21 protein-coding genes and 2 pseudogenes are annotated in these 24,155 nt (G+C 69.7%); 15 read left to right on the top strand and 8 right to left on the bottom strand.

What is annotated here, in order from left to right:
- Window positions 1–114: 114 nt before the first annotated feature.
- The gene (gene pdxH / locus ASF18_RS00215; protein WP_280138913.1) at window positions 115–771 is read right to left on the bottom strand and encodes a pyridoxamine 5'-phosphate oxidase; all 657 of its coding nucleotides are present in this window, start codon (window positions 769–771) and stop codon (window positions 115–117) included.
- Window positions 772–940: 169 nt separating this feature from the next.
- On the opposite strand from pdxH, the gene ASF18_RS00210 reads away from it, so the two are divergent.
- The 3 genes from ASF18_RS00210 (at window position 941) to fabI (ending at window position 3,608) form a co-directional block, all read left to right on the top strand.
- Complete coding sequence (locus ASF18_RS00210) at window positions 941–1,435, top strand: RT0821/Lpp0805 family surface protein (RefSeq protein WP_244472502.1); 495 nt, start codon at window positions 941–943, stop codon at window positions 1,433–1,435.
- Between the two features lie 192 nt (window positions 1,436–1,627).
- Window positions 1,628–2,572, top strand: a complete 945-nt coding sequence (locus tag ASF18_RS00205) for a DnaJ C-terminal domain-containing protein (RefSeq protein WP_056276868.1) — start codon at window positions 1,628–1,630, stop codon at window positions 2,570–2,572.
- 193 nt (window positions 2,573–2,765) lie between these two features.
- Window positions 2,766–3,608, top strand: coding sequence for an enoyl-ACP reductase FabI (gene fabI, locus ASF18_RS00200; RefSeq protein ID WP_056217750.1), 843 nt, complete (start codon window positions 2,766–2,768; stop codon window positions 3,606–3,608).
- A 20-nt stretch (window positions 3,609–3,628) separates the two neighbouring features.
- Here fabI and ASF18_RS00195 read toward each other — a convergent pair.
- Window positions 3,629–3,979 (bottom strand): annotated as a pseudogene (locus tag ASF18_RS00195) (AAA family ATPase); the annotation flags it as partial.
- 34 nt (window positions 3,980–4,013) lie between these two features.
- Window positions 4,014–5,051 carry a polyphosphate kinase 2 family protein gene (locus ASF18_RS00190; protein WP_056348279.1) on the bottom strand — a complete coding sequence of 346 codons (1,038 nt, stop codon included), beginning with the start codon at window positions 5,049–5,051 and terminating at the stop codon, window positions 4,014–4,016.
- Window positions 5,052–5,187: 136 nt separating this feature from the next.
- On the opposite strand from ASF18_RS00190, the gene ASF18_RS00185 reads away from it, so the two are divergent.
- The 3 genes from ASF18_RS00185 (at window position 5,188) to ASF18_RS00175 (ending at window position 10,288) form a co-directional block, all read left to right on the top strand.
- Window positions 5,188–5,778 (top strand): histidine phosphatase family protein, encoded by a 591-nt coding sequence (locus ASF18_RS00185; protein WP_056348276.1) that lies wholly within the window; start codon window positions 5,188–5,190, stop codon window positions 5,776–5,778.
- A gap of 139 nt (window positions 5,779–5,917) precedes the next feature.
- Window positions 5,918–10,009, top strand: a complete 4,092-nt coding sequence (locus ASF18_RS00180; RefSeq protein WP_056348272.1) for a Pls/PosA family non-ribosomal peptide synthetase — start codon at window positions 5,918–5,920, stop codon at window positions 10,007–10,009.
- A 42-nt stretch (window positions 10,010–10,051) separates the two neighbouring features.
- Window positions 10,052–10,288 carry a type II toxin-antitoxin system Phd/YefM family antitoxin gene (locus ASF18_RS00175; RefSeq protein ID WP_056348270.1) on the top strand — a complete coding sequence of 79 codons (237 nt, stop codon included), beginning with the start codon at window positions 10,052–10,054 and terminating at the stop codon, window positions 10,286–10,288.
- Window positions 10,289–10,460: 172 nt separating this feature from the next.
- Here the strand turns inward: ASF18_RS00175 and ASF18_RS00170 are convergent, their stop codons facing one another.
- Window positions 10,461–10,646 carry a DUF3606 domain-containing protein gene (locus tag ASF18_RS00170; protein ID WP_056348263.1) on the bottom strand — a complete coding sequence of 62 codons (186 nt, stop codon included), beginning with the start codon at window positions 10,644–10,646 and terminating at the stop codon, window positions 10,461–10,463.
- 65 nt (window positions 10,647–10,711) lie between these two features.
- Window positions 10,712–11,368, bottom strand: coding sequence for an alpha/beta hydrolase (locus ASF18_RS00165; RefSeq protein ID WP_056186925.1), 657 nt, complete (start codon window positions 11,366–11,368; stop codon window positions 10,712–10,714).
- Window positions 11,369–11,696: 328 nt separating this feature from the next.
- On the opposite strand from ASF18_RS00165, the gene ASF18_RS00160 reads away from it, so the two are divergent.
- The 6 genes from ASF18_RS00160 (at window position 11,697) to ASF18_RS00135 (ending at window position 18,405) form a co-directional block, all read left to right on the top strand.
- Entirely contained in the window at window positions 11,697–12,857 is a 1,161-nt protein-coding gene (locus ASF18_RS00160) for a cysteine desulfurase family protein (protein WP_056348260.1), read from the top strand.
- Window positions 12,858–12,924: 67 nt separating this feature from the next.
- Window positions 12,925–14,394, top strand: coding sequence for a Fe-S cluster assembly protein SufB (sufB, locus tag ASF18_RS00155; RefSeq protein WP_056217733.1), 1,470 nt, complete (start codon window positions 12,925–12,927; stop codon window positions 14,392–14,394).
- A gap of 177 nt (window positions 14,395–14,571) precedes the next feature.
- Window positions 14,572–15,324 (top strand): Fe-S cluster assembly ATPase SufC, encoded by a 753-nt coding sequence (gene sufC / locus ASF18_RS00150; protein ID WP_056348257.1) that lies wholly within the window; start codon window positions 14,572–14,574, stop codon window positions 15,322–15,324.
- A 2-nt stretch (window positions 15,325–15,326) separates the two neighbouring features.
- Window positions 15,327–16,649, top strand: a complete 1,323-nt coding sequence (sufD, locus tag ASF18_RS00145; RefSeq protein WP_056348254.1) for a Fe-S cluster assembly protein SufD — start codon at window positions 15,327–15,329, stop codon at window positions 16,647–16,649.
- 72 nt (window positions 16,650–16,721) lie between these two features.
- Window positions 16,722–17,966, top strand: a complete 1,245-nt coding sequence (locus ASF18_RS00140) for a cysteine desulfurase (protein WP_056348250.1) — start codon at window positions 16,722–16,724, stop codon at window positions 17,964–17,966.
- 58 nt (window positions 17,967–18,024) lie between these two features.
- Window positions 18,025–18,405, top strand: coding sequence for an SUF system Fe-S cluster assembly protein (locus ASF18_RS00135; RefSeq protein WP_056217719.1), 381 nt, complete (start codon window positions 18,025–18,027; stop codon window positions 18,403–18,405).
- 7 nt (window positions 18,406–18,412) lie between these two features.
- On the opposite strand, the gene ASF18_RS00130 is transcribed toward ASF18_RS00135, so the two are convergent.
- Window positions 18,413–18,943: a Uma2 family endonuclease gene (locus ASF18_RS00130; protein WP_244472501.1), complete on the bottom strand. Its 531-nt coding sequence runs from the start codon at window positions 18,941–18,943 to the stop codon at window positions 18,413–18,415.
- A gap of 171 nt (window positions 18,944–19,114) precedes the next feature.
- Here ASF18_RS00130 and ASF18_RS00125 point away from each other — a divergent pair, with 171 nt between their 5' ends.
- Window positions 19,115–19,492, top strand: a complete 378-nt coding sequence (locus ASF18_RS00125) for an iron-sulfur cluster assembly accessory protein (RefSeq protein WP_056217716.1) — start codon at window positions 19,115–19,117, stop codon at window positions 19,490–19,492.
- Between the two features lie 21 nt (window positions 19,493–19,513).
- Here ASF18_RS00125 and ASF18_RS00120 read toward each other — a convergent pair whose 3' ends face one another.
- A complete protein-coding gene (locus tag ASF18_RS00120) occupies window positions 19,514–20,584 on the bottom strand; it encodes a GGDEF domain-containing protein (RefSeq protein ID WP_056348247.1) in 1,071 nt (356 codons plus the stop codon).
- Window positions 20,585–20,713: 129 nt separating this feature from the next.
- Window positions 20,714–22,384 (bottom strand): DEAD/DEAH box helicase, encoded by a 1,671-nt coding sequence (locus tag ASF18_RS00115; RefSeq protein WP_056348244.1) that lies wholly within the window; start codon window positions 22,382–22,384, stop codon window positions 20,714–20,716.
- Window positions 22,385–22,662: 278 nt separating this feature from the next.
- Between ASF18_RS00115 and ASF18_RS00110 the strand changes: the two genes are divergently transcribed.
- Complete coding sequence (locus ASF18_RS00110; RefSeq protein WP_056276920.1) at window positions 22,663–23,394, top strand: aspartate/glutamate racemase family protein; 732 nt, start codon at window positions 22,663–22,665, stop codon at window positions 23,392–23,394.
- Window positions 23,395–24,008: 614 nt separating this feature from the next.
- Window positions 24,009–24,155, top strand: a pseudogene (locus ASF18_RS24430) (porin family protein); the annotation flags it as partial.

The raw sequence follows: 24,155 nt of genomic DNA, 5'->3' as shown, positions 1-24,155 counted from the left end.
GGGCGCGGGGGCTAAAATCCAGGGTCATCCCGCGACGCACCAAGGGGCCGGCGCGCCGACGGCCGAGGGCCGTCGATCTCGTACAGGAATCCGGCCGAGGGCCGTCGATCCGCCTCAGGGATAGAGACGCGCCCCGCGCCAGGCCCCGCCATCGGAAGCCTCGCCGTCGCGGGTGAAGCGAACGCGATCGTGCAGGCGGAAGGGGCCGTTCTGCCAGAACTCGATCGAGACCGGCGCGATGCGAAAGCCCGTCCAGTTCTCCGGACGCGGCACCGGGCCCTCGCCGTAGCGCTCGGCCAGGGCCTCGACCGCGCGCTCGAGGGTCGCCCGGTCGGCCAGGGGGCGCGACTGGCGGCTCGCATGGGCCCCGAGGCGGCTGTTGCGGGCGCGGCTGGCGAAGTAGGCATCCGCCTCCTCGGCCGTGACCCGGGTCACGGGGCCGCGGGCGCGGACCTGACGGCCCAGGCTCTTCCAATGCAGCACCAGGGCGGCCTGCGGGTTCTCGCGCAGCTCGTCGCCCTTGGCGGAATCGACGTTGGTGTAGAACACGAATCCGCGCGCATCGACGCCCTTCAGCAGGACCACGCGCACGTCCGGCAGGCCGTCGGTACCGGCCGTGGCCAGCGCCATGGCGTTGGGATCATTGGGCTCCGAGGCTTCGGCCTCGGCCATCCAGGCCGCGAACAGGGCCCAGGGATCGGTGGCGCGGGTGAAGTCGCCTTCGGGCCCCGAGGCGTTTTCGGCCGCGCTGCGGGAAGCGGGATCATCGATCCTTAACCGTTCCAAGGCGTAATCCTGTGGTGAGATCCGGGTCGGGGGCACCGACGTGGGACACGAACGTTTCGGCCCAACACGTCGTTTGAGATCAGGTGTAATGCGTCGGCGCGACTGTAAAGCCCAAGCCGTCCCGGAAATTCGTGTCCGCCGCCGGTCGCGGACCGTGCCGCAACGGACCACGCGGGCCATCGGCCTCAGCGTGCTGCTTGGCTTGAGCGGTTGCGGCCTGCCGATCATCACCTTCCAGGCGGAGGAGACGGCGGCCGGCGCCGTGGCCGTGGCGGCCAAGCGCGGCGACAAAACGAGCGCGGCGCTGCCGGACGAGCCGACGATCACGGGCAGCATCGACAAGCACCCGCTGGGCTTCGGCAACGACCTCGGCGCCGAGGATTGGCGCCGCGCCAACGCGGCGCTCGCCGTCGCCCTCGATCCGCAGGGCAACGGCCGTCCGGTGAAGTGGGACAACCCGGAAACGACCCTGCGCGGCTCGGTGAATCCCACCGGTCTGCCCTACGTCGCCAACGACCTCGTCTGCCGCGACTTCCTGGCCTCCGTCATCTCGCCGGCGGGCAGCCGCTTCGTGCGCGGGACCGGCTGTAAGCCCTCCGGCGGCGATTGGACCCTGACCAAGGTGCGGGCGGCGAAGGCGTCGTCCTGAGGGCGGTCTCGGCGCGCCATGGCGGGTCCGTTCGGATCACAGTGCGAACAGAAGCGTTGACGCCGCGCCAATCGCAGCGAATTCTCGCGCGAGACCGTTGCAGAGAAGCAACAGGCCGTCCACATGACAGACGAATCCGAAGGCGCCGGGCCCACGCCCGGCCCCAGGCGGCACCGAGAATCCTGAAGACCGATGCGAAATCCCTACGACGTGCTGGGTGTCTCCAAGGGCGCCAGCGAAGCCGACATCAAGAAGGCCTACCGCAAGCTGGCGAAGGCCTACCATCCCGACCGCAACCAGGACGACGCCAAGGCCAAGGACCGCTTCGCGGAGGCCAACAGCGCGTACGAGATCCTGGGTGATGCGGGCAAGCGCGCGCAGTTCGACCGCGGCGAGATCGACGGGGACGGCAAGCCGCGCGCCACGGGCTTCGAGGGCTTTGGCGGATTCGGAGGCGGGCGCGGCGGCGGCGGGGGCGGCTTCGACTTCGAGAGCGCTGCGCGCGGCCGCGCCCCCGGCGGCGGGGGCGGCGGGGGCGGCATCGGCGAGGACATCTTCTCTCACCTCTTCGGCGACGCCTTCCGGTCCGCCGGCGCCGGCCCCGGCGGACCGCAGCGCGGCCCCGTGAAGGGCGAGGACGTGGCGGCCGAGCTCAGCGTCAGCCTGGAGCAGGTGGCCAGCGAAGAGAAGCTGCGCCTCTCCCTGCCGGGCGGGCGCGACGTGGACGTGGTGGTGCCGAAAGGCGTGGTCGACGGCCAGACCATCCGCCTGCGCGGCCTCGGCAATCCGGGCGGCCTGCGGGGCGCGCCGGGAGATGCGCTGCTGACGATCCGCATCCTGCCCCATCCCCGCTTCACCGTGGACGGTGCGGACCTGCGCGGCAGCGTGGAGGTGCCCCTGGAGGACGCGATCCTGGGCGGCCCGATCCGGGTGCCGACGCTCACCGGCGCCGTCGAGATGAAGATCCCGCCGATGACCGGCTCGGGCCGGACCTTCCGCCTCCGGGGCAAGGGCCTGCCGAAGAAGGACGGGACCCGGGGCGACCTCCTGGCGGTCACGGCCGTGATGCTGCCCAGCGGCGAGGATGCGGCGCTCACCGAGTTCGCCCGGGCCCGGCGCGCGGCCAAGGCCGACTGAAGGAGCGTCGCCTCGCGCGGTTCGTCGACCAGGGGCCCGAGCCTCCGGGCCGTTCCGCGACGGCCTCCCGGCGCTGTCAGGCCCCGGACTTCCGTCCCAGGCGCGCCTCCGCTAAGGATGCCCGGCGCGAACACGCCGAACCGTCGCCCGACGGGCCCGTCGGCACGCGCCACGGCTCTCGCTCAGGTGACACATGGCGGACACGCACCCGGTTCACGATCACGTCGGCGGCCTTCTCGCCGGCAAGCGCGGCCTGGTGCTCGGTGTCGCCAACAACCGCTCGATCGCCTGGGGCATCGCCAAGAGCGCGGCCGCCCACGGCGCCAAGCTCGCCTTCACCTACCAGGGTGACGCCCTCAAGAAGCGCGTCGAGCCCCTGGCGCGGGAACTCGACGCCCATGTGGTCGGGCATTGCGACGTCACCGATCCGGCCTCGATCGACGCGGTCTTCGCCGCCACCGCCGAGGTATTTCCCGAGGGGATCGACTTCGTCGTCCACTGCATCGCCTTCTCGGACAAGGACGAGCTGACGGGCCGCTACGTCGAGACCTCGGAGGCGAACTTCACGAAGTCGCTCCTGATCTCGTGCTACTCGTTCACGGCAGTGGCCCAGCGCGCCGAGAAGCTGATGCCGAACGGCGGCTCGCTCCTCACGCTGACCTATTACGGCGCCGAGAAGTGGATGCCGCACTACAACGTCATGGGCGTCGCCAAGGCCGCCCTCGAGGCCTCCGTGCGCTACCTCGCCGCCGATCTCGGCCCCTCCAAGATCCGCGTCAACGCGATCTCGGCGGGCCCGATCAAGACGCTGGCCGCCTCCGGCATCGGCGACTTCCGCTACATCCTGAAGTGGAACGAGTACAACGCTCCCCTGCGGCGCACCGTGACCATCGAGGAGGTCGGCGAGACCGCCACCTACCTCGTCTCGGACATGAGCAAGGGGATGACCGGCGAGATCCTCCACGTGGATGCCGGCTACCACGTCGTCGGCATGAAGAACCCGGAAGCCCCGGACCTCAGCCTCGACAAGGACTGACGGCTGGCGGTCTCCCGCCTTCAGTCCTCCTCGGCGAAGGCGCCGAAGAGCTTGAGGCCTTCGATCCAGGTCGCACCCTCGCACTTGATCACCCGGTGGGCGTGCGCCCCGCCCTCCGCCAGAATGGCGTCGGCCAGCCGCTCGGAATGGGTCACCAGCCAGACCTGCGTGCGCCCGGACGCCTTGACGATCATGCGGGCGAGGGGGGCCAGCAGATCCGGATGGAGGCTGGTCTCGGGCTCGTTGAGGGCCATGAAGGGCGGCAACCGATAGGCGAGCAGGGCGCCAGCCAGAGCCAGGAACCGCAGCGTCCCGTCGGAGAGTTCGGCCGCCTCGAAGACCCGCTTCGGATAATTGGGAAACACCATCCCGCACCACAACTTTTGATTGCGTTCGGGACCCGGGTCAATCCGGCACGGTCATCCCGGCGATGTCGCCCTGCGCCTTCGGAAACCGTGGGTCCATCGCCTCCAGGGTGTCGGCGATGGTGCGGGCGATGAGGAGGTTGCGGTACCATTTCCGGTTGGCCGGAACCACGTGCCAGGGCGCTTGCGGCGTGGAGCACGCGGTCAGCGCGTCCGCGAAGGCCGCCTGGTAGGCGTCCCAGGACCGGCGCTCCACGAGGTCGGCCGGATCGAACTTCCAGTGCTTGTCCGGGTTCGCGAGGCGGGCCTCCAGGCGCTCCTTCTGCTCGTCCTTCGAGATGTGGAGGAAGAACTTGAGCACGGTGGTGCCGGCGGCGGCGAGCATCCGCTCGAAATCGTTGATCTGGTCGTAGCGGGCCCGCCAGACCGGCTCCGGCACGAGATCCTTCACCCGCACCACGAGGACGTCCTCGTAATGGCTCCGGTTGAACACGTTGATCATGCCGCGCGCCGGCGCCTTGGCGTGGTAGCGCCAGAGGAAATCATGGTCGCCCTCCTCGGCGCTCGGCACCTTGAACGACCACACCCGGCAGCCCTGGGGGTTCACGCCCTCGAACACCGCCCGGATGGTGCCGTCCTTGCCGCCCGTGTCGATGGCCTGGAACACCACGAGGAGGCTGCGCTTGTGCTCGGCGTAGAGCCGCTCCTGCAGGGCGGCGATGCGGGCGCGCTCGACCACAAGCGCCGCCTTGGCCTCCTCCTTGTCGAGGCCGCCATCAGCATTCGCGTCGATCGCGTCGAGGTCACAGCGGGTCCCGGGCCGGACGGTGACGATGCCGGGGGCGGCGGGGGCGAGGCGGGGATCGATGGTTTCGCCGGCCGCGCTCGCCCGGCTCTCGGCCTCGCGGGCCCAGTGCGCCGATGAGGGCGGCCGGTGCCCGGACCGGCGGGCTTCACCCGTCTGCTCCGCCTTGCCGCGCGCGGCGTCCTTGCGGTGCGAAACGTCACGCTGCGACGCGGCAGCTCCGGTTTCTGCCGGACTCTGGCCCCGCCGATGCTTGCCGTGATGCTTCGACATGATGAGACTCGCTTGCTTGGGTGACGGCGGACCAGGGCGACTGCCGATGGGCAGGGCCAGGATGTGCAGGGCCAGGATGTGAGTGCGAAAACGATAGCCCGGCTCGGCCGTTCCGCCGAGCGGCGGGCGTGAGGCCGTGAACCCGATCTACTTCATCCGCCACGGCCAGACCGATTGGAACGCGGAGGGACGCCTGCAGGGCCAGCGGGACATTGACCTGAACGCCGAAGGCCTGCGTCAGGCCGGCGCCGTGGCCGACCGTCTCGCCGCCGCGGCCGACGGTGCCGACCTCGCCGCCATGGACTTCGTCGCCAGCCCGCTCACCCGGACCCGCCGGACCATGGAAACGCTGCGGGCGGCCCTCGCCCTCGACCCGGAGGGCTATCGCCGGGATCCGCGCCTGGCCGAGATCAGCTTCGGCGCCTGGGAGGGCTCGACCTGGGCCGAGATCCGGCGCTGGGATCCGGCCGGTGCCCTGGCCCGCGACCGCGACCGCTGGGGCTATCGTCCGCCCGGCGGCACCGGCGAGAGCTATGCCATGCTGGTGGAGCGGGTCACGCCCGCCATCATCGAACTGACGCGGCCCACCGTGATCGTCGCCCATGGCGGCGTCGCCCGGGCGATCCTGGTGATCCGAGGCCATCTCGGCATCCGCGACGCGCCCCGCATCGGCATCCGCCAGGGCAGCGTCCTCATCCTCGACCGGGCCGGCTGGCGCTGGGCCTGACCGGCCGCGGCCTGCGCGTTCAACCCCGGTTCAAGCCGACCGCCCAAACGTGCTAGACGCGCCGTGATTTCGGCGCGATCCGGGCGCCTACCCGGCCAAAAGGACGGCTCCCGATCGGGCGCCGGCAGCGGAGCAGCGGATGACCAGTCTCGCCGAGACGACTCGGCCCCGGGCGGCAGCGCGCGGGCCTCAGGACACGCGTCCGTCGACGGACGCGTCCGGTCCGCGGGCGGTCCTGCGCGGCGCGGTCCGCCCCGACCTCATCCGCGACGAGACCCTGGGCGAGATCTTTCGCGCGAGCGCCGCGGCACGCCCGGATCATCCGGCCCTCGTCGACGGCGCCCGGACCGGTCCCGACGGCGCCCATCCGGCCTTCTCCTATGCGGAGGTCGAGGCGCGGGCCGGTGCGATCGCCCGCGGCCTCGCCCACCGGGGCATCGGCCCGGGCGACGTGGTGGGCCTCTGGATGGCGCGGGGCCCCGACCTGCTCATCGCCCAGATCGGCATCACCCTGTCGGGCGCGGCCTGGCTGCCCTTCGACGCCGAGGCTCCGGCCGACCGCGTCGCGGTCTGCCTGGAGGATGCCCAGGCCAAGGCACTCCTGGTCTCGCCCGCCCTGGAGCCGCAGGCCCCCGCCGGGACGCCGAGCCTCACGGTCGCGGGCCTCGCGTCCGCGACGCCGGAGCGCGCCGCGCTCCCCGACCTGCGCGCGGCGGGCCTGACGCCGGAACACCCGGCCTACCTGATCTACACCTCGGGCTCGACCGGCGTGCCGAAGGGCATCGTCATCAGCCACGCCAACATCTGCCATTTCCTGCGCTCGGGGAACGTCCTCTACGGGATGCGGCCGAACGACGTGGTGTTCCAGGGCGCCTCCGTGGCCTTCGATCTCTCGATGGAGGAGATCTGGGTGCCCTACCTCGTGGGCGCGACGCTGTTCGTGGCTTCGCCGGCCATGATGGGCGACGTTGAGAGCCTGCCGGACATCATCGCCCGGGCCGGCGTCACCGTCCTCGACACGGTGCCGACGCTGCTGGCGATGATCTCCCGGGACCTGCCCACGGTGCGCCTCGTGCTGCTCGGCGGCGAGGCCCTGCCCGAGCCCCTGGTCGCCCGCTGGGCGAGCGGCGCGCGCCAGCTCTTCAACACCTACGGTCCGACCGAGGCCACGGTGGTGGCCACCGCCGCCGAGATGCAGTCCGGCGTGCCCGTGACCATCGGCGGCCCGATCCCGAATTATTCGGTGTATGTCGCGGGCGAGGCGCTCGAGCTTCTCGCGCGGGGGCAGCCCGGCGAACTCCTGATCGGCGGTCCGGGCGTCGCCAAGGGCTACCTGAAGCGCCCCGAGCTGACGGCGGAAAAATTCATCGCCAACCCCTACGCCTCGGATGGGACCGACCCGGTCCTGTACCGCTCCGGCGACGCGGTCTCCCTGGATGCCGCCGGCAACATCCTGTTCCACGGCCGCATCGACGATCAGGTGAAGATCCGCGGCTTCCGGGTGGAACTCGGCGAGATCGAGTCGCGCATCCAAGTCCTGCCCGGCATCAACCAGGCGGCGGTGGTGCTGCGCCAGGACGACGGGGTCGACCGCCTCGTCGCCTTCCTGGTGCCAGACCGCGGCACCGAGATCGACCGGGTCGCCCTGCGTCACACGCTCGCCGAGCAGATGCCGCCCTACATGGTGCCGGGGCATTTCGAGACCGTGGAGGTGCTGCCCCGCCTGACCTCGGGCAAGGTCGACCGCAAGGCCCTGCGCATCGCCACCCTCACGGTGGCCGACACGTCGGGCGAGCAGGAGCCGCCGCGCAACGAGACCGAAGCCGCGCTGCTCGCCGCCGCCAACCGCATCTTCGGCAACCAGGCGATCCCCTTCGAGGGCGACTTCTTCGCCGATCTCGGCGGCCACTCCCTGCTGGCCGCCCGCTTCGTCGGCGCGGTGCGTGAGGTGCCGGCGCTGGCCGCCATCACCCTGCAGGACGTCTACGGCCAGCGCACCCTGAGGGCCATGGCCGACACCCTCGTCGCCCGCACCGGCGGGGCCGGCACCGAGATGGCGATCCGCGATCTCAGCTTCCCGGCGCCCTCCCTGAAGCGGCGCTTCCTGTGCGGCCTCGCGCAGGCGGCGGCCCTGCCCTTCGTCATCGCGCTGGCCACGGCGCAGTGGCTCGGCATCTTCGTGACCTACCTGCTGCTCACCGGCGGCGGGCTCGGCTTCTTCGGCGAACTCGGCGTGCTGCTCCTGGTCTATATCGGCATCAACGCCGTCACGGCCGCCATCGCGGTGGCGGCCAAGTGGCTGATCCTCGGGCGCACCAAACCGGGGCGCTACCCGCTCTGGGGCGTGTACTATTACCGCTGGTGGCTGGCGCAGCGCCTGACGCCGCTGGTCCACGTCAAGTGGCTCCAGGGCTCGCCCGCCATCGTGTTCTACCTGCGGCTGCTGGGCGCCGACATCGGCCGGGACGCGCTGATCTCCGACGCGGAGATCGGGGCGCCGGACCTGCTCAGCGTCGGCCCCGGCGCCTCGCTGGGCGGCCGCCTCGTCATCGCCAACGCGGAGGTGGTGGGCGATGCGCTGATCATCGGTCGCGTGGCGATCGGCGCCGACGTGGCCATCGGCGCCTCCTGCGTCATCGGGCCCGACACGGTCATCGGCGACCATGCCGAGATCGGCGACCTCACCACCATCCCCACCGGCACGCGGGTGGGGAGCGCCGAGATCTGGGACGGCTCACCCGGGCGCAAGGTCGGCGACGCCGACCCGGAGGCGCTGCCCGCGCCCGCCACGGCCTCGCCCCGGCGGCGCTTCGCCTTCGCGGCCCTCTACGCCTTCCTGCTGGCGGCGATCCCCGCCATCGGCCTGCTGCCGATCTTTCCCGCCTTCTACATCTTCGACCAGCTCAGCGATTCCCTCGGGGACATCACCGACATCGACTACCACTGGTACCTGCCGCTGCTGACCTGGCCCACCGCCATGCTGATGACGGCGGGCACGGTGCTGCTGATCGCCGCGATCCGCTGGCTCGTGCTGCCCCGCGTCTCCTCGGGCACCCACTCGATCTACAGCGGTTTCTACCTGCGCAAATGGGCCGTGGCGCTCGCCGCGGAGGTGACGCTGGAGACGCTCTCCTCCCTGTTCGCCACCGTCTACATGCGGGCCTGGTACCGCCTGATGGGCGCCCGGATGGGGCAGGGGGCCGAGATCTCCACCAACCTCGCCGGGCGCTACGACCTCGCCGATATCGGCGCGCGCAACTTCATCGCCGACGAGGTAGTGTTCGGCGAGGAGGAGATCCGGCGCGGCTGGATGACGATGCACGAAGTCCATACCGGCCCGCGCGTCTTCGTCGGCAACGACGCCGTGGTCCCGCCGGGGGCGGTGATCCCGGAGGACGTGCTCATCGGCATCAAGTCGAAGCCGCCGGCGAACGCCCTGATGAGCCCGGGCGACACCTGGTTCGGCTCGCCGCCGATCAAGCTGCCCTCGCGCCAGCGGGTCGATCTCGGCTCGAACACCCAGACCTACGAGCCCGGCATCGGGCCCAAGCTCCGGCGCGGCATCTTCGAGGCGTTCTCGACCTCGTTCTCGCCGATGCTGTTCATCACCCTCGCGATCTCGGCGATCGATTTCTACTTCTACCCGGCGATCCTGGCCCAGGACTGGACCGGCCTCGCGGTCAGCTTCGTGGCGGTCTCCGTCGCCATCGCCTTCATCCAGTCCTTCACGGTGATCGCGGTGAAGTGGCTGCTGATGGGCGTCTACAAGCCCGGCATGCAGCCGATGTGGTCGTGGTGGGCCATGCGCACCGAGGCCGTCGCGGTGCTTTACTGGGGCCTGGCCGGCAAGGTGCTGCTGGAGCACCTCGTCGGCACCCCGTTCCTGCCCTGGATGCTGCGGCTCCTCGGCGTGAAGGTCGGCCAGGGCGTGTGCATGCTCACCACCGACATCACCGAGTTCGACTGCGTCACCATCGGCGACTACGCCACCATCAACCGCACCTCCGCCCTGCAGACGCACCTCTACGAGGACCGCATCATGAAGGTCGGCCGGGTCGAGGTCGGCCGGGGCGTGTCGGTGGGCGCCTTCTCGACGGTGCTCTACGACACCAAGGTCGGCGACTACGCCCGCCTGCGGCCGCTCACCATCGTGATGAAGGGCGAATCGATTCCGGCCCATTCGGAATGGGAGGGGGCGCCCGCCGTACCGGTGGTGCACGCCAAGGCGTGAGGGGCGGCCCAGGATCGGCGGCGACCTGCTGATCTGGTCCGTATGACCAGATCGTCGAAGTCACCCGGGTTGTCGCATCCGCAAGGGGTCTGGCCGCTGCAGGACGCCACTGCGCGCTTCAGCGGACTCGTGCGCCGCGTCCGCAGCGAGGGCCCTCAGCACGTGACGGTGCGCGGGCGCGACGAGGTGGTGGTGATCTCCGCCGACGACTTCCGGCGACTCCAGGGCGCTCGCGAAGACCTGACGCGCGATCTGTACGAACCGGTCGGTGGCCGATAGTGGCGGGCGGAAGGACATCGTCGGCGGAGGGGTGGAGGGGCGCCCGCCGTGCCGGTCGGGCACGCACAGGCGTAAGACACAACAGTGACGACAAAAAACGGCAGCGCTCCGTCATGGAGCGCCGCCGCATGTCATTGAGCCCGGCGACCGTTATGGATCCGCCGCGAGCCCGTTACGGCCACCGCTTTCCAAGGCACTGCGCGACCTTCGCCGTTCCGTTTCCGACGCGATCGACACAGGCTCGGAGTTGGTCTTCCGTGACACCGAACCGCTTCGTCCAGTAGCGCACCTCCCAAGCCTCGGTCAGGCTGATCTTGCTCGGATCTTCCGGACCACGGCGTTCCAAATCATCATTCATAGCGCTTCCTCAAGTTGCGCAACGAATGATATTCATCCGAAAATAAACTTCAAGTAGCCCTGCGATCACGCCGCCTCGGGCTTCGGGCCGAGGCGCTTGTCGAGGTAGGTGTCGACGGTCTGGGTCAGCTCGTCGACCTTGCCATCGAAGAAGTGGTTGGCGCCCTCCACCATCTGGTGCTCGATGATGACGCCCTTCTGGGTCTTCACCTTCTCGATCACCGGCATGACCTCGCGGGCCGGGGCGACCCGGTCCTCGGAACCGTGCACGAACAGGCCCGAGGACGGGCAGGGGGCCAGGAAGGTGAAGTCGTAGCGGTTGGCCATCGCGGCGATCGAGATGAAGCCCTCGATCTCGGGGCGGCGCATCAGCAGCTGCATGCCGATCCACGAGCCGAACGAGACGCCGGCAATCCAGCAGGCGCGGGCCTCCGGGTTCACCGACTGCACCCAGTCGAGGGCGGAGGCCGCGTCGGAAAGCTCGCCCGTGCCGTGATCGAACGCGCCCTGGCTGCGGCCGACGCCGCGGAAGTTGAAGCGCAGCGCCGCGAAGCCGCGATTGGCGAAGGTGTAGAAAAGATTGTACACGATTTGATTGTTCATCGTGCCCCCGAATTGCGGGTGCGGGTGCAGCACGATCGCGATCGGGGCGCCCTTCTTCTTGGGCGCCTGGTAGCGCCCCTCGAGACGGCCGGCGGGACCGGTGAAGATGACTTCGGGCATGGAAACCAACACTCCTGAGCGGATGCCCGGGCGGGCATCGCACGGTGGATCGCCGACGCGAGGGAAACACGCGCGCGTCCGACGCCTGGGCAAAGCCGTGAGGCGTGCCTTGACTCGCCCGGCCACGAACCTAAAAGCACTCTTAGAATAATTCTAGCGAACTAGAATCGTTCTAAACAAGCGCAGGTCGAGCCAGCTTCGGATCGGCGCGTTCCCCGCACGATGGGCGACCGGAACACGGATCGTGTCCGCGCCTTAGCATGATCGTGGGGGGCAAAAGCAAGGATTTGTCGTTTTCGACCTTGACGCCGCCAGTGGTTTTTCCCGGATGACTTCGCCCCGCGCCTACCTCGACCACAACGCGACCTCACCGGTTCGGCCGGAGGTGGCGGCTGCCGTGGTGCGGGCGCTGGCCCTGCCCGGCAACCCCTCGTCGGTCCACGCGGAGGGCCGGGCGGCCCGGGCCGCCCTGGAGACCGCCCGCGAGGCGGTGGCCCGGCGGGTCGGCGCCGGCCCGGGCCGCGTGGTGTTCACGAGCGGCGGCACCGAGGCCGCCAACGCGGTCCTGTCCGGCGCCCTGGCGCGGGCGGGACAGTCCGCACCCACGCGCCTTGTCCTTGGCGCCACCGAGCACCCCTGCGTCTCGGCCGGCCACCGCTTTCCGGCGGAGGCGCTCGACCGCGTGCCCGTGGATGGCGCGGGCCTGATCGACCTCGGCGCGCTGGAGACCCTGCTGCGCCGGCATGCCGCGGCGGACGTGCTGATCTCGATCCATGCCGCCAACAACGAGACCGGCGTGATCCAGCCGCTGGCGGCGATCGTAGCCCTGGCCCGGGCGCATGGCCGCGCCCTGGTGCATACGGATGCGGTCCAGGCGATCGGCAAGATCCCCCTGGACATGTCGGCCCTCGGCCTCGACGCCCTCAGCCTCTCGGGCCACAAGTTCGGCGCCCCGAAGGGCATCGGCGCCCTGGTGCTCGCCCAGGGCGTGACCCTCGGTGCGGGCTTCCTGCGCGGGGGCGGCCAGGAGGCGCGCCTGCGCGGCGGCACCGAGAACCTGCCCGGCATCGTCGGGCTGGGGGTCGCCGCGGACCTCGCCGAACCCGCCTCCGCGGACCGCCTCGCGGATCTGCGCGACGGTATCGAGGCGGGGCTGCGCGCCTGCGCACCCGACCTCGTCGTGTTCGGCGCCGGCGCCCCGCGCCTGCCCAACACCCTGTGCTTCGCCGTTCCGGGGCTCGATGCCCCAACGGCGCTGATGACGCTGGATCTCGCCGGCGTCGCGATCTCGTCCGGCTCGGCCTGCGCCTCCGGAAAGGTCGCCCGCTCGCCCGTCCTCGCGGCCATGGGCGTCACCCCTGCGCTCGCCGCAGGGGCCCTGCGCGTGAGCCTCGGGTGGAACAGCACCGAAAGCGACGCAGCGCGGTGTCGCGCCGCCTGCGAACGCCTGGTGGAGACCCTATATCGACGGCAGGGGCACGCGGCGTGAGTGCCGCCTTCCCAAGCCATCCGACCCACACCCGGCCCTTGACGCCGGGCATGTCAGGAGACGCATAATGCCTGCAGTGCAGGAAACCATCGACCGGGTCCGCTCGATCGACCTCGACCAGTACAAGTACGGGTTCGAGACCACGATCGAGATGGAGAAGTCCGCCAAGGGCATCTCCGAGGACGTGATCCGCTTCATCTCGGCCAAGAAGGACGAGCCCGCGTGGATGCTGGACTGGCGCCTCGACGCCTACAAGCGCTGGCAGACCATGCAGGAGCCCGATTGGGCCCGGGTGTCCTATGACAAGGTGGACTACAAGGACATCTACTACTACGCGGCGCCCAAGCGCCCGGCGGCGATGTCGCTCGACGAGATCGACCCGGAGATCCTGAAGACCTACGAGAAGCTGGGCATCCCGCTGCGCGAGGTCGAGGTGCTGGAGGGCATCGCCCCCGAGCGTCGGGTCGCGGTCGATGCCGTGTTCGATTCGGTCTCGGTGGCCACCACCTTCAAGGCCGAGCTGTCCAAGGCCGGCGTGATCTTCATGCCGATCTCCGAGGCGATCCGCGAGTATCCGGACCTGGTGCGCAAGTATCTCGGCTCGGTCGTGCCCGTGACCGACAACTTCTTCGCGACCCTGAACTCGGCGGTCTTCTCCGACGGCTCGTTCGTCTACATCCCGCCGGGCGTGCGCTGCCCGATGGAGCTGTCGACCTATTTCCGCATCAACGAGCGCGACACCGGCCAGTTCGAGCGCACGCTGATCATCGCCGACAAGGGCTCCTACGTCTCGTACCTGGAGGGCTGCACCGCCCCGAAGCGCGACGACAACCAGCTCCACGCCGCCGTGGTCGAGCTCGTCGCCCTCGATGATGCCGAGATCAAGTACTCGACCGTCCAGAACTGGTACCCGGGCGACAACGAGGGCAAGGGCGGCATCTACAACTTCGTCACCAAACGCGGCGATTGCCGCGGCGCCAACTCGAAGATCTCTTGGACGCAGGTCGAGACCGGCTCGGCGATCACCTGGAAGTACCCGTCCTGCATCCTGCGCGGCGACAATTCCCGCGGCGAGTTCTACTCGATCGCGGTGTCGAACGGCATGCAGCAGGTCGATTCCGGCACCAAGATGATCCATCTGGGCAAGAACACCACCAGCCGGATCATCTCGAAGGGCATCTCGGCCGGGCGTTCGCAGAACACCTATCGGGGCCTCGTCTCGGCGCACCGCAAGGCGACGGGCGCGCGCAACTTCACCAACTGCGACTCGCTCTTGATCGGCGACCAGTGCGGCGCGCACACCGTGCCGTACATCGAGTCGAAGAATTCCTCCGCGCAGTTCGAGCACGAGGCCACCACCTCGAAGATCTCGGAAGACCAGATGTTCTACTGCCAGCAGCGCGGCCTCTCCAACGAGGAGGCGACCGCGCTCATCGTCAACGGCTTCGTCCGCGACGTGCTGCAGCAGTTGCCGATGGAGTTCGCCGTCGAGGCCCAGAAGCTGATCTCGATCAGCCTCGAAGGCTCAGTGGGCTGAGGACAAGGGACGCCGCGAACCGTCGCGACGCGGCGCCGGCGCTCTGGTTCCCCATGGGGGGACCGGAACGCCCGGCGCCCTGCCGTCCGGGCCGGCAGCCGCACATCAGAGCTTTCCGACGCCAGGGACCGTTTCGGTTCCGCGCCGGGTATTCAACCTAGAACGGACTATGCTGCAATGATCGAAATCAAGAACCTCGTGGTCGCCATCGAGGACAAGCAGATCCTCAACGGCCTCAACCTCACCGTGAACGACGGCGAGGTCGCCGCCATCATGGGCCCGAACGGCTCGGGCAAGTCGACCCTGTCCTACGTCATCGCGGGCAAGGAAGATTATGAAGTCCTCGACGGCGAGATCCTGCTCGACGGCGAGAACATCCTCGAGATGAGCCCCGACGAGCGCGCCGCCTCGGGCGTGTTCCTGGCCTTCCAGTACCCGCTGGAGATCCCGGGCGTCGGCACCATGACCTTCCTCAAGGCAACCCTGAACGCCCAGCGCCGGGCGCGGGGCGAGGGCGAGTTCTCGACCCCCGACTTCATCCGCCGGGTGAACGGGGCGGCCGAGAAGCTCGAGATCAACAAGGACATGCTCAAGCGCGCCCTCAACGTCGGGTTCTCCGGCGGCGAGAAGAAGCGCATGGAGATCCTGCAGATGGCGCTCCTGGAGCCGAAGTTCTGCGTCCTCGACGAGACCGATTCCGGACTGGACATCGATGCGCTCCGCATCGTCTCCGAGGGCGTCAACGCGCTGCGCGCCCAGGGTCGCTCGTTCCTCGTCATCACCCACTACCAGCGCCTGCTCGACTACATCGTGCCGGACGTGGTCCACGTCATGTCGCAGGGCCAGATCGTGAAGTCGGGCGACAAGGACCTCGCCAAGGCCCTCGAAGCCTCCGGCTACGCCGAGTACCGCACGGGCGAGGCCGCCTGACCATGGCCGACATCACCCCCCTCCGCACCGCGGCCGAGACCGGGCTGTCCAAGCTCTTCGAAGCCACCAGGATGAAGTACCCGACGGGCGTCTCGATCGCCCGCGAGGAGGCGTTCCGCTACTTCGAGGCGGTGGGCCTGCCGACCCGCCGGGTCGAGGCCTTCAAGTACACCGACCTGCGCTCGGCCTTTCGCGATGCCGCGCACCCGGCGGAGATGCCGGCGGCCGAGGTCGCTGCGCGCGCCGTCGCCGATGCGAAGGGTTTCGCCGGGATCGAGGCGGTGCGCCTCACCTTCGTCAACGGCCACATGATCGCGGATCTGTCCGACCTCGGCCGCATCCCGGCCGGCATCACGGTCACGCCGCTGACCCAGGCGCTCACCGACGGGCACGCCCTCCTCGAGAAGCTGGCGCCGGTGCGCCAGGCGTCCGAGAATCCGATCTATCAGCTCAACACGGCCTTCCTGGCCGATGGCGTGCTGATCGCCGTGGAGCCCGGCGCCAAGGTCGAGACCCCGCTGCACCTGCGCTTCATCGCCACCGGATCGGAGACGTTCTCGACCGCCACCCGCGCGCTCGTGGTGCTGGGGGAGGGCGCGGAGGCGCTGGTCCTGGAGAGCCATGAGGGGCCGGACGGCGTCGCCTACCAGCCCAACGACGCCCTCGACGTGACGGTGGCCGACAACGCCACCTTCCGGCACGCCCGCCTGAACGCGGAAGGCCGCGAGGCCGTGGCCCTGTCGACCTTGTCGGTCAAGCTCGGCGCCGCGTCGGCGGTCGAGACCGTCAACGTGGTCGTCGGCGGCGTACTCTCGCGTCACCAGGTCTACCTGAACTTCGCCGGAGCCGACGGCCGCGCGGTGGTGAACGGGGCGGCCATGCTGAATGGCCGGCAGCTCGCCGACACCACCTTCCTGGCCGATCATGCCGCCACCGGCGGCGTGAGCCGCGAGCTGTTCAAGACCGTGGTGGATGATGCGGCCACGGGCGTGTTCCAAGGCAAGATCATCGTCCAGCAGGCGGCTCAGCAGACCGACGGCAAGATGATGTCGGCCTGCCTCATCCTGTCCGACGAGGGGCAGATGATGAACAAGCCCGAGCTGGAGATCTTCGCCGACGACGTCGCCTGCGGCCACGGGGCCACCTGCGGCGCCCTCGACGAGGACCTGCTGTTCTACCTGATGCAGCGCGGGCTTCCGAAGGCCCAGGCCGAGAGCCTGCTGGTCCAGGCCTTCCTGGGCGCAGCCATCGAGTCGGTCAGCCACGACGGCGCCCGCGAGGCGCTGATCGGCACCATCGAGGCGTGGCTCGCGGCGCGGGGCTGATCGCACCCCGCCGACGGCCCTCTCCCGCGACGGGGGAGGGCCGCGCGCGTCCGACACCACACAGGTCCACCCATGAACGCACCCGTCCCGAACATTCCCTACGACGTCGAAGCGATCCGGGCCCAGTTCCCGATACTCGGCGAGAAGGTCTATGGCCGGCCGCTGGTCTATCTCGACAATGCGGCCTCCGCACAGAAGCCGCGCGCGGTCATCGACGCGATGGTGGCCTGCATGGAGACGGGGTACGCCAACGTCCATCGCGGGCTGCACTTCATGGCGAACGCCGCCACGGAGGGCTTCGAGGGCGCGCGCGAGACCACCCGGCAATTCCTGAACGCCGACTCCACCGACGAGATCATCTTCACCCGCAACGCCACCGAGGCCTACAACCTCGTGGCCTCCTCGATGGGTCTGCTCGGCCAGATCGGGGAGGGCGACGAGATCATCCTGTCGATCATGGAGCACCACTCCAACATCGTGCCCTGGCACTTCCTGCGCGAACGGCGTGGCGCGGTGATCAAGTGGGCCCCGGTGGACGACGCGGGCAACTTCCTCGTCGAGGCGTACGAAAAACTCTTCACGCCACGCACCCGGATGGTGGCGATCACCCACATGTCGAACGTCCTCGGCACGGTGACGCCGGCGGCCGAGATCGTGCGCATCGCCCATGCGCACGGCGTTCCCGTACTCCTCGACGGGGCCCAGAGCGCGGTGCACACGCCGATCGACGTGAAGGCGCTGGATTGCGACTTCTTCGTCTTCACCGGCCACAAGGTCTACGGTCCCACCGGCATCGGCGTGCTCTACGGCAAGAAGGAATGGCTGGAGCGGCTTCCCCCCTACCAGGGCGGCGGCGAGATGATCCGGACGGTGAGCCAGGACAGCATCACCTACAACGATCCGCCCCACCGCTTCGAAGCGGGCACGCCCGCCATCATCGAGGCGGTCGGCCTCGGGGCCGCGCTGGAGTTCATGATGGGCGTCGGGCGCGACCGGATCGCCGCCCACGAGGCGTCCCTGCTCGCCTACGCGCAGGAGCGCCTGGGCGCCATGAATTCCTTGCGGATGATCGGCACGGCGAAGGGCAAGGGCGGCGTCATCGCCTTCGAGATGAAGGGCGCGCACGCCCACGACATCGCCACCGTGATCGATCGCTACGGCGTCGCGATCCGGGCGGGGACGCATTGCGCGATGCCGCTGCTCACGCGCTTCGGCGCCACCTCCAGCTGCCGCGCCTCCTTCGGCCTGTATAACACCACGCAGGAGGTGGACGCCCTGGCCGAGGCGCTAGCCAAGGCCGAGATGATGTTCGCCTGAACGATTTTCGAGCGGGGCCCGGCCACTCCGCGCCATCGCGAGACCAGGACAGAGACCCATGAGCGATTCAGCCATCACCGGGGGGGCCAACACCCCCACCATCGCGAGCGACTCGGCGATCCCGCCCGAGGAGCTCGACCGCCTGACCGACGACATCGTGGTCGCCCTGAAGAGCGTCTACGATCCGGAGATCCCGGCCGACATCTACGAGCTCGGACTGATCTACAAGGTCGACATCGCCGACGACCGAAAGGTCGCCATCGACATGACCCTGACCGCGCCGGGCTGCCCCGTGGCCGGCGAGATGCCGGGCTGGGTCGAGACCGCCGTGGCCGCCGTGCCGGGGGTCCAGTCCTGCAGCGTCACGATGGTGTTCGATCCGCCGTGGGATCAGAGCCGGATGTCCGACGAGGCCCGCGTCGCGCTGGACATGTGGTAGCGGACCGTCAGGCGATGGGGGCCTCGCGCAGCCCGACGAAGGTCATGCCATCGTAGATGTCGACCAACGACAGGGTCGCACCGATGGCGGGCAGATCGACCGCCGCGTCCATGGTCTCGAAAGCCTGCGTATCCCAGGTTTCTCCATCGCGCCGATAGAGCGTGGCGCTGGGCCAGCGTGTTTCCCCGAGCTGGATATAGGCGATCGTCGGATGTCGCTTGTATTCTTCCAGCTTCCGGAAGCGATCGAGGGTGCTCGTCGAGGGCGACAACACCTCCACGACGAGGCGCGGCGTTCGGCTCTCGTAGCTGTCCGGAATCAAGTCGCCACATTCCACGGTGACGTCCGGACGGCGCAGGGTCGCGATCCCGGTGCGCGCAGCTGGCCATGAAGGGCGGCGATGATGTTGACGGTGTCCCGGTCCTGCTGGGCGCTGGCCCCCGTCATCATCTTCACAAGGGGGTACCGGCACGCCCTCGACGAGTTCGTGGAGACGATCCTGGCGCTGCTGCCAGGCGACAAACGCCTCGACGCTCATCGCGCGCCGCGCCCTTCGTGCCATGAAAACCTCCATCGGCCGTCGCCGAGGATAACGCGGTTCAGGTCGGCTTCCGCCGGCCATGGACCGCAGGCTCCGCAATCCTTATCTTAACCGGGTTCAAGCACCCTCACCCGCCCGGGCCTTGAACCCGGCCGTCGGAGAGACATCATGGCATCGAAGTTCAAGGTCCTGTCGCTGACCGACGCGGCGGCAGCCCGCATCAAGGCGATCATCGCCGATGCGGACCAGCCCATCGCGGGCGTCCGGGTCGGCGTGAAGAACGGCGGCTGCGCCGGCATGTCCTACACGATGGAATATGCCGAGGGGCAGAAGCCCGGCGAGGACAAGGTCGAGGATCGCGGCGTCACCGTCTTCGTCGATCCGAAGGCGCTGCTGTTCCTGCTCGGGACGCAGATGGACTTCCAGACCAGCAAGCTTTCGTCCCAGTTCGTGTTCAACAACCCGAACCAGACCTCGGCCTGCGGCTGCGGCGAGTCCGTGGCGATCACCCCGGTGAACCCCGAGGCGGTCCACGCCGGCGCCTGAGGCGCCGGGCCGGACGCAGGATCAGGCGACGCTCGACAGGTCCTCGACGCGCGACAGGTCCATGTCGGCGTCGTCGACCGTCCGGTTGCGGCCGTCGCGCTTGGCCCTGAACATGCACTGGTCGGCCCGCTCGAGCAGCGACACCGCGGTGTCGCCCGGGCGGTGCATCGCCACGCCGAGGGAGATCGTGATCTTGCCGAGCGACTCCCCGGTGGACCGCTTCACCAGTTCGCGCGCCATCACGCTGGTCCGCACCGTCTCGGCGAGGGCGTAGGCCGCTGCCCGGTTCGTGGCAGGCAGCAGCATGGCGAATTCCTCGCCGCCGAAGCGGGCGAGGACCGCGCGGGCCTTCACGGGCTCGCGCATCACCATGGCCACGAGGCGCAGCACCTGGTCGCCCGTGATGTGGCCGTAGACGTCGTTGAAGCGCTTGAACGAATCGACGTCGATGACGATCAGGCAGGCCGGGGCGGCCGGGGAGGCCCCCTGGACCAGCCGGCACAGGCTGTCCTCGAAGTGCTTGCGGTTCGACAGGCCGGTGAGCGGATCGGTGAGGCTCTCCAGGCGCGTCGCCTCCAGGGTCTCGCGCAGGGTCTCGATCTCGCGCCGGCTCTCGCGCATCCGCGCCTCCAGGGTGCGGTTGTTGGCCGTGACCTCCCGCGTCGTCGCCACGAGGGCGGCCACCACCTTGTGCACCCCGGCCGCCGTCGGGACCGTCCCGTCGAGGTCTCGCGCCAGGGTCCGCAACGACGCGTCGTACTGCGCCGTGGAGCCGAGGGAGAGGTCCAGTACCTCCATCACGCCCGCGATCTCCGACAGGACGCTGCTGCTCGCCCGCTCGGTGGCGGTCGAGAGGCGGGAGGGATCGAGATAGCTCTCGTAGAGGCCGTCGATGTCCGCGTGGCTCAGGCGCCCCGATGCGGCCGTGAGGCGCTTCACCGCGTCGTTCATCTGCGGCTGCGTGCCCGAGACGTAGGCGTACCAGACGGCGTAGGCGCGCGGTTCCGCCGACGGACCGTAATCGCGGATCAGCGCATTGGCACGCTCGGCCAGCGCAAAGCTCCGTTCGCGGTCGCCCTGACTGCCGCCCATCGTTCGTCCAACCGTCCCATCCACCCGGCCCGATCCCGGAGCGGAGCGTTTCCGCAGGATCGCATCATGCGGACGCGATGGTGGAGATGCGGTTAAGGTTCGACAGGATGAACGACTGGCGGTGTCACGTTACTTCGAAGATTTGACCACGGCCGGACGCAGCAGAAAGGCCGGCACGTGCGAGCCGAGACCGACGGGTGTCTCGCCCTCGTCTTCGTCGCCGCGCCGCCGCGGCGAACGACGCTCGTCGCGGGACCGCTCGGCCGTGCGCTCGGGACGGGGCGCCCGCTGCGGGGCCGGGGCCGCGGGGGCGGCAAGGTCCTGCGCGACCTCCGCCTCCGGGGCCGCACGCTCGGACGAACCCCGGCGGGACGACCGCCCGCCCCGTCCGTCCCGGCGTCCCTCCCGCTTGGGGGCGCGTTCCTCGACGGACGCCTCGGGCCGATCGCCGGCCTCGGGCCTGGCATCGGATCGGGCGCTCTCGGCCCTCGGCTCCGAGCGGCCGGCCGATGTGGCGCGCCCCTCGGGATTCCGGCCCTCGGAATTTCGTGCCTCGGACTTGCGCCCTTCGGATCGGCGAGCCTCGCCGCCGCGGACCTGCCGGCCGGTCTTGCCGCGGTAGCGCGTGCGGGTCGCCTCGCCCTCCGCGGAAGGGGCGGATTCAGGCACCGAGGCGAGGTCGCCCTCGGCCCAGGGGATCGGCTGGCCGATCAGCGCCTCGATGGCGTGGAGCGAGCGCTCGTCGGACCGGCTCACCAGGGTGAAGGCGTGCCCGGCGCGACCGGCGCGGCCGGTTCGGCCGATCCGGTGCACGTAGTCTTCCGGGTGATGCGGCACGTCGAAGTTGAAGACGTGGCTCACGGCCGGGATGTCGAGGCCGCGGGCCGCCACGTCGCTCGCCACCAGGAGCGGGACCTCGCCCGAGCGGAAGGCGTCGAGGGCGATGGTGCGGGCGCGCTGGTCCATGTCGCCGTGCAGGGCGGCCACGTTGAAGCCGTGGCTGGCAAGCGACTTCTGCAGCAGCGCCACGTCGCGCTTGCGGTTGCAGAAGATGATGCCGTTGTTCAGCTCGGCCTCGCCCCGGATGAGGCGGCGCAGGAGGTCGCGCTTCTCGTGCCCCTCGGAACTCGTGGCCACGAGCTTCTGCACGATGGTCGAGGCGGTGGAGGCGGGCCGGGCCACCTCGATCCGCTGCGGGGTGTGCAGGAACATGTCCGCCAGCCGCTCGATCTCCGGCGGCATGGTGGCGGAGAAGAACAGGGTCTGGCGCGTGAAGGGCACCATCTTCACGATGCGCTCGATGTCGGGAATGAACCCCATGTCGAGCATGCGGTCGGCCTCGTCGATGACGAGGAGCTCCACGCCGGTGAGCAGCAGCTTGCCGCGCTCGAAATGGTCGAGGAGCCGGCCCGGCGTCGCGATCAGCACGTCGGTGCCGCGCATCAGCTTGGCGTCCTGCTCCGCGAAGGAGACGCCGCCGATGATGAGGGCGACGTTGAGCTTGTGGTTGATGCCGTAGCGGTCGAAATTCTCCACCACCTGGGCGGCGAGCTCGCGGGTCGGCTCCAGGATCAGGGTGCGCGGCATGCGCGCCCGGGCACGGCCGTTCTCCAGCAGGGTCAGCATCGGCAGCGTGAAGGCCGCCGTCTTGCCGGTGCCGGTCTGGGCGATGCCGAGGACGTCGCGGCGCGCGAGCACGTGGGGGATGGCCTGGGCCTGGATCGGCGTGGGCTCGGAATAACCGGCCGCCGTGACGGCCTGGAGGACTTTGTCGCTCAATCCGAGGTCGGCAAAAGACATATTCTATGAGAACCGTTGCGCGCGGGAATGGACCAACCGGCGCGGAGGACATCGACACGGCGACGGCTGGCATCAGGGGCGGCTTCGACACTCGACCCGCCGCGCACACGCGTTGCGGGGACACTTAGGGCCTTGCACGGCCTTGTCAATCGAGGGGAGCCCAAGCAGGACGGCTTATCCGCAGGCCCGTGGTCCGGCGCCCCCCCCCTGGCCGAGCTCTTGCTCGGGCCCTTGCTCAGGCCTGCACCATCCCCACCCTGGACGAGGTCCGGACCCCCTTGCGCATCCTCCTCATCAACCCGAACACCACCGCGTCGGTCACCGACCTCGTGGCCGGCCATGTCCGGGCGATCGCCGGGGCCGGCGTCACCCTGGTGCCCGCCACCGGGCGATTCGGGGCCCGCTACATCGCCAGCCGCGCGGCGGCGGCGATCGCCGGGCACGCCGCCCTCGACGCCTTTGCCGCGCACGGGGCCGGCTGCGATGCGGTCTACCTCGCCTGCTTCGGCGATCCTGGCCTCGCCGCCCTGCGCGAGGTCTCCCCGGTGCCCGTGGTCGGGATGGCGGAGGCCGCCTGCCGGGCCGCGCAGGCGGGCGGGCGGCGCTTCGCCATCGTCACGGGCGGCGTCCTGTGGGGACCGATGCTGACGGAGTTCGTGGCCGGCCTGGGCCTCGGCGAGCGCCTCACCGGCGTGCGCACCGTCGCGCCCACGGGGGGCGAGATCGCCGCCGACCCGGAGGCGGCCCTCGGCCTCCTGGCGGCGGCCTGCACCGCCTGCGTCCGGGAGGACGGCGCCGAGGCCGTGATCCTCGGCGGTGCGGCCCTGGCCGGCCTCGCCGCACGGATCCAACCCGCCGTCCCGGCGCCGGTGCTCTGCTCGGTGGAGGCCGGGACCCGCGCCGTCCTGGCCGCCGCGGCCGGGGCAAGGGCCGGGCGACAGGCCGAGGCTCCGCCCCTCGCGAGCCTCGGCCTGTCGCCGGCGCTCACGGCCCTGTTGGCGGGCGACTGACGGCCTCTCCGCCACGCGGCGATGATTCCTTGCAGGGCAGGGCGCAGGGAAAGCCCCTGCGCCGATTCTGCAGGCCCATGTCGCTTGCGGCGCAAGGCATCCACGCTGCGCGTCGGCTCGGCGGTTCGGGCGGGACAACGCCTCCCAGATCCTCGTGCACGAGAGCGACGAGCTAGGCTTGCGCACCGGTGTCCGCGCAGGGCTCGCCCCCACGGCGGCGCGCCCCCTCGCCCGAGAGGGGAGGATCTGACAGGCGAGAATCCAATAGGCAGGGATCCGACAGGCAGGGATCCGACAGGCAGGGATCCGACAGGCAAGAAAACGCCGAGACGGACCAGCGCTCGGCAGAATTCTGCCGGCTCCGCACATCTCAACAAAGTGTTCAGCCGCGCCTTGATTTCAACACGGCTTGCACAATTCGAAGATCACCTGTTTCTCGTGGATGTGCGTGATGGCACCCCCGCGCAAAGGTCAGGATGACCGATCGCTAACCTTTACCCTTCTTTGACATCTGGGGGCCTAATAGGTGGCCTTGTTGCAGGAAAGCGACAGACCTCGCGTCGGCCAGGGACTACAAGCGCGCCGGCTCTCGCCAACCAGGACCAGGTAAACCAATGAAAAGACTGCTTCTCGCCTCCACCGTGCTCGCCGGCCTGACTGCCGTCGCTTCGGCCGCCGACCTTCCGCGCCGCGCGGCTCCCCCGGTGTTCGTGCCGGTGCCGGTGTTCACCTGGACCGGCTTCTACGCCGGTTTCAACGCT

This window comes from Methylobacterium sp. Leaf89 (assembly GCF_001422215.1).
In the GTDB taxonomy this organism is placed as follows: domain Bacteria; phylum Pseudomonadota; class Alphaproteobacteria; order Rhizobiales; family Beijerinckiaceae; genus Methylobacterium.
This window is presented reverse-complemented; position numbering and strand designations above follow the sequence as displayed.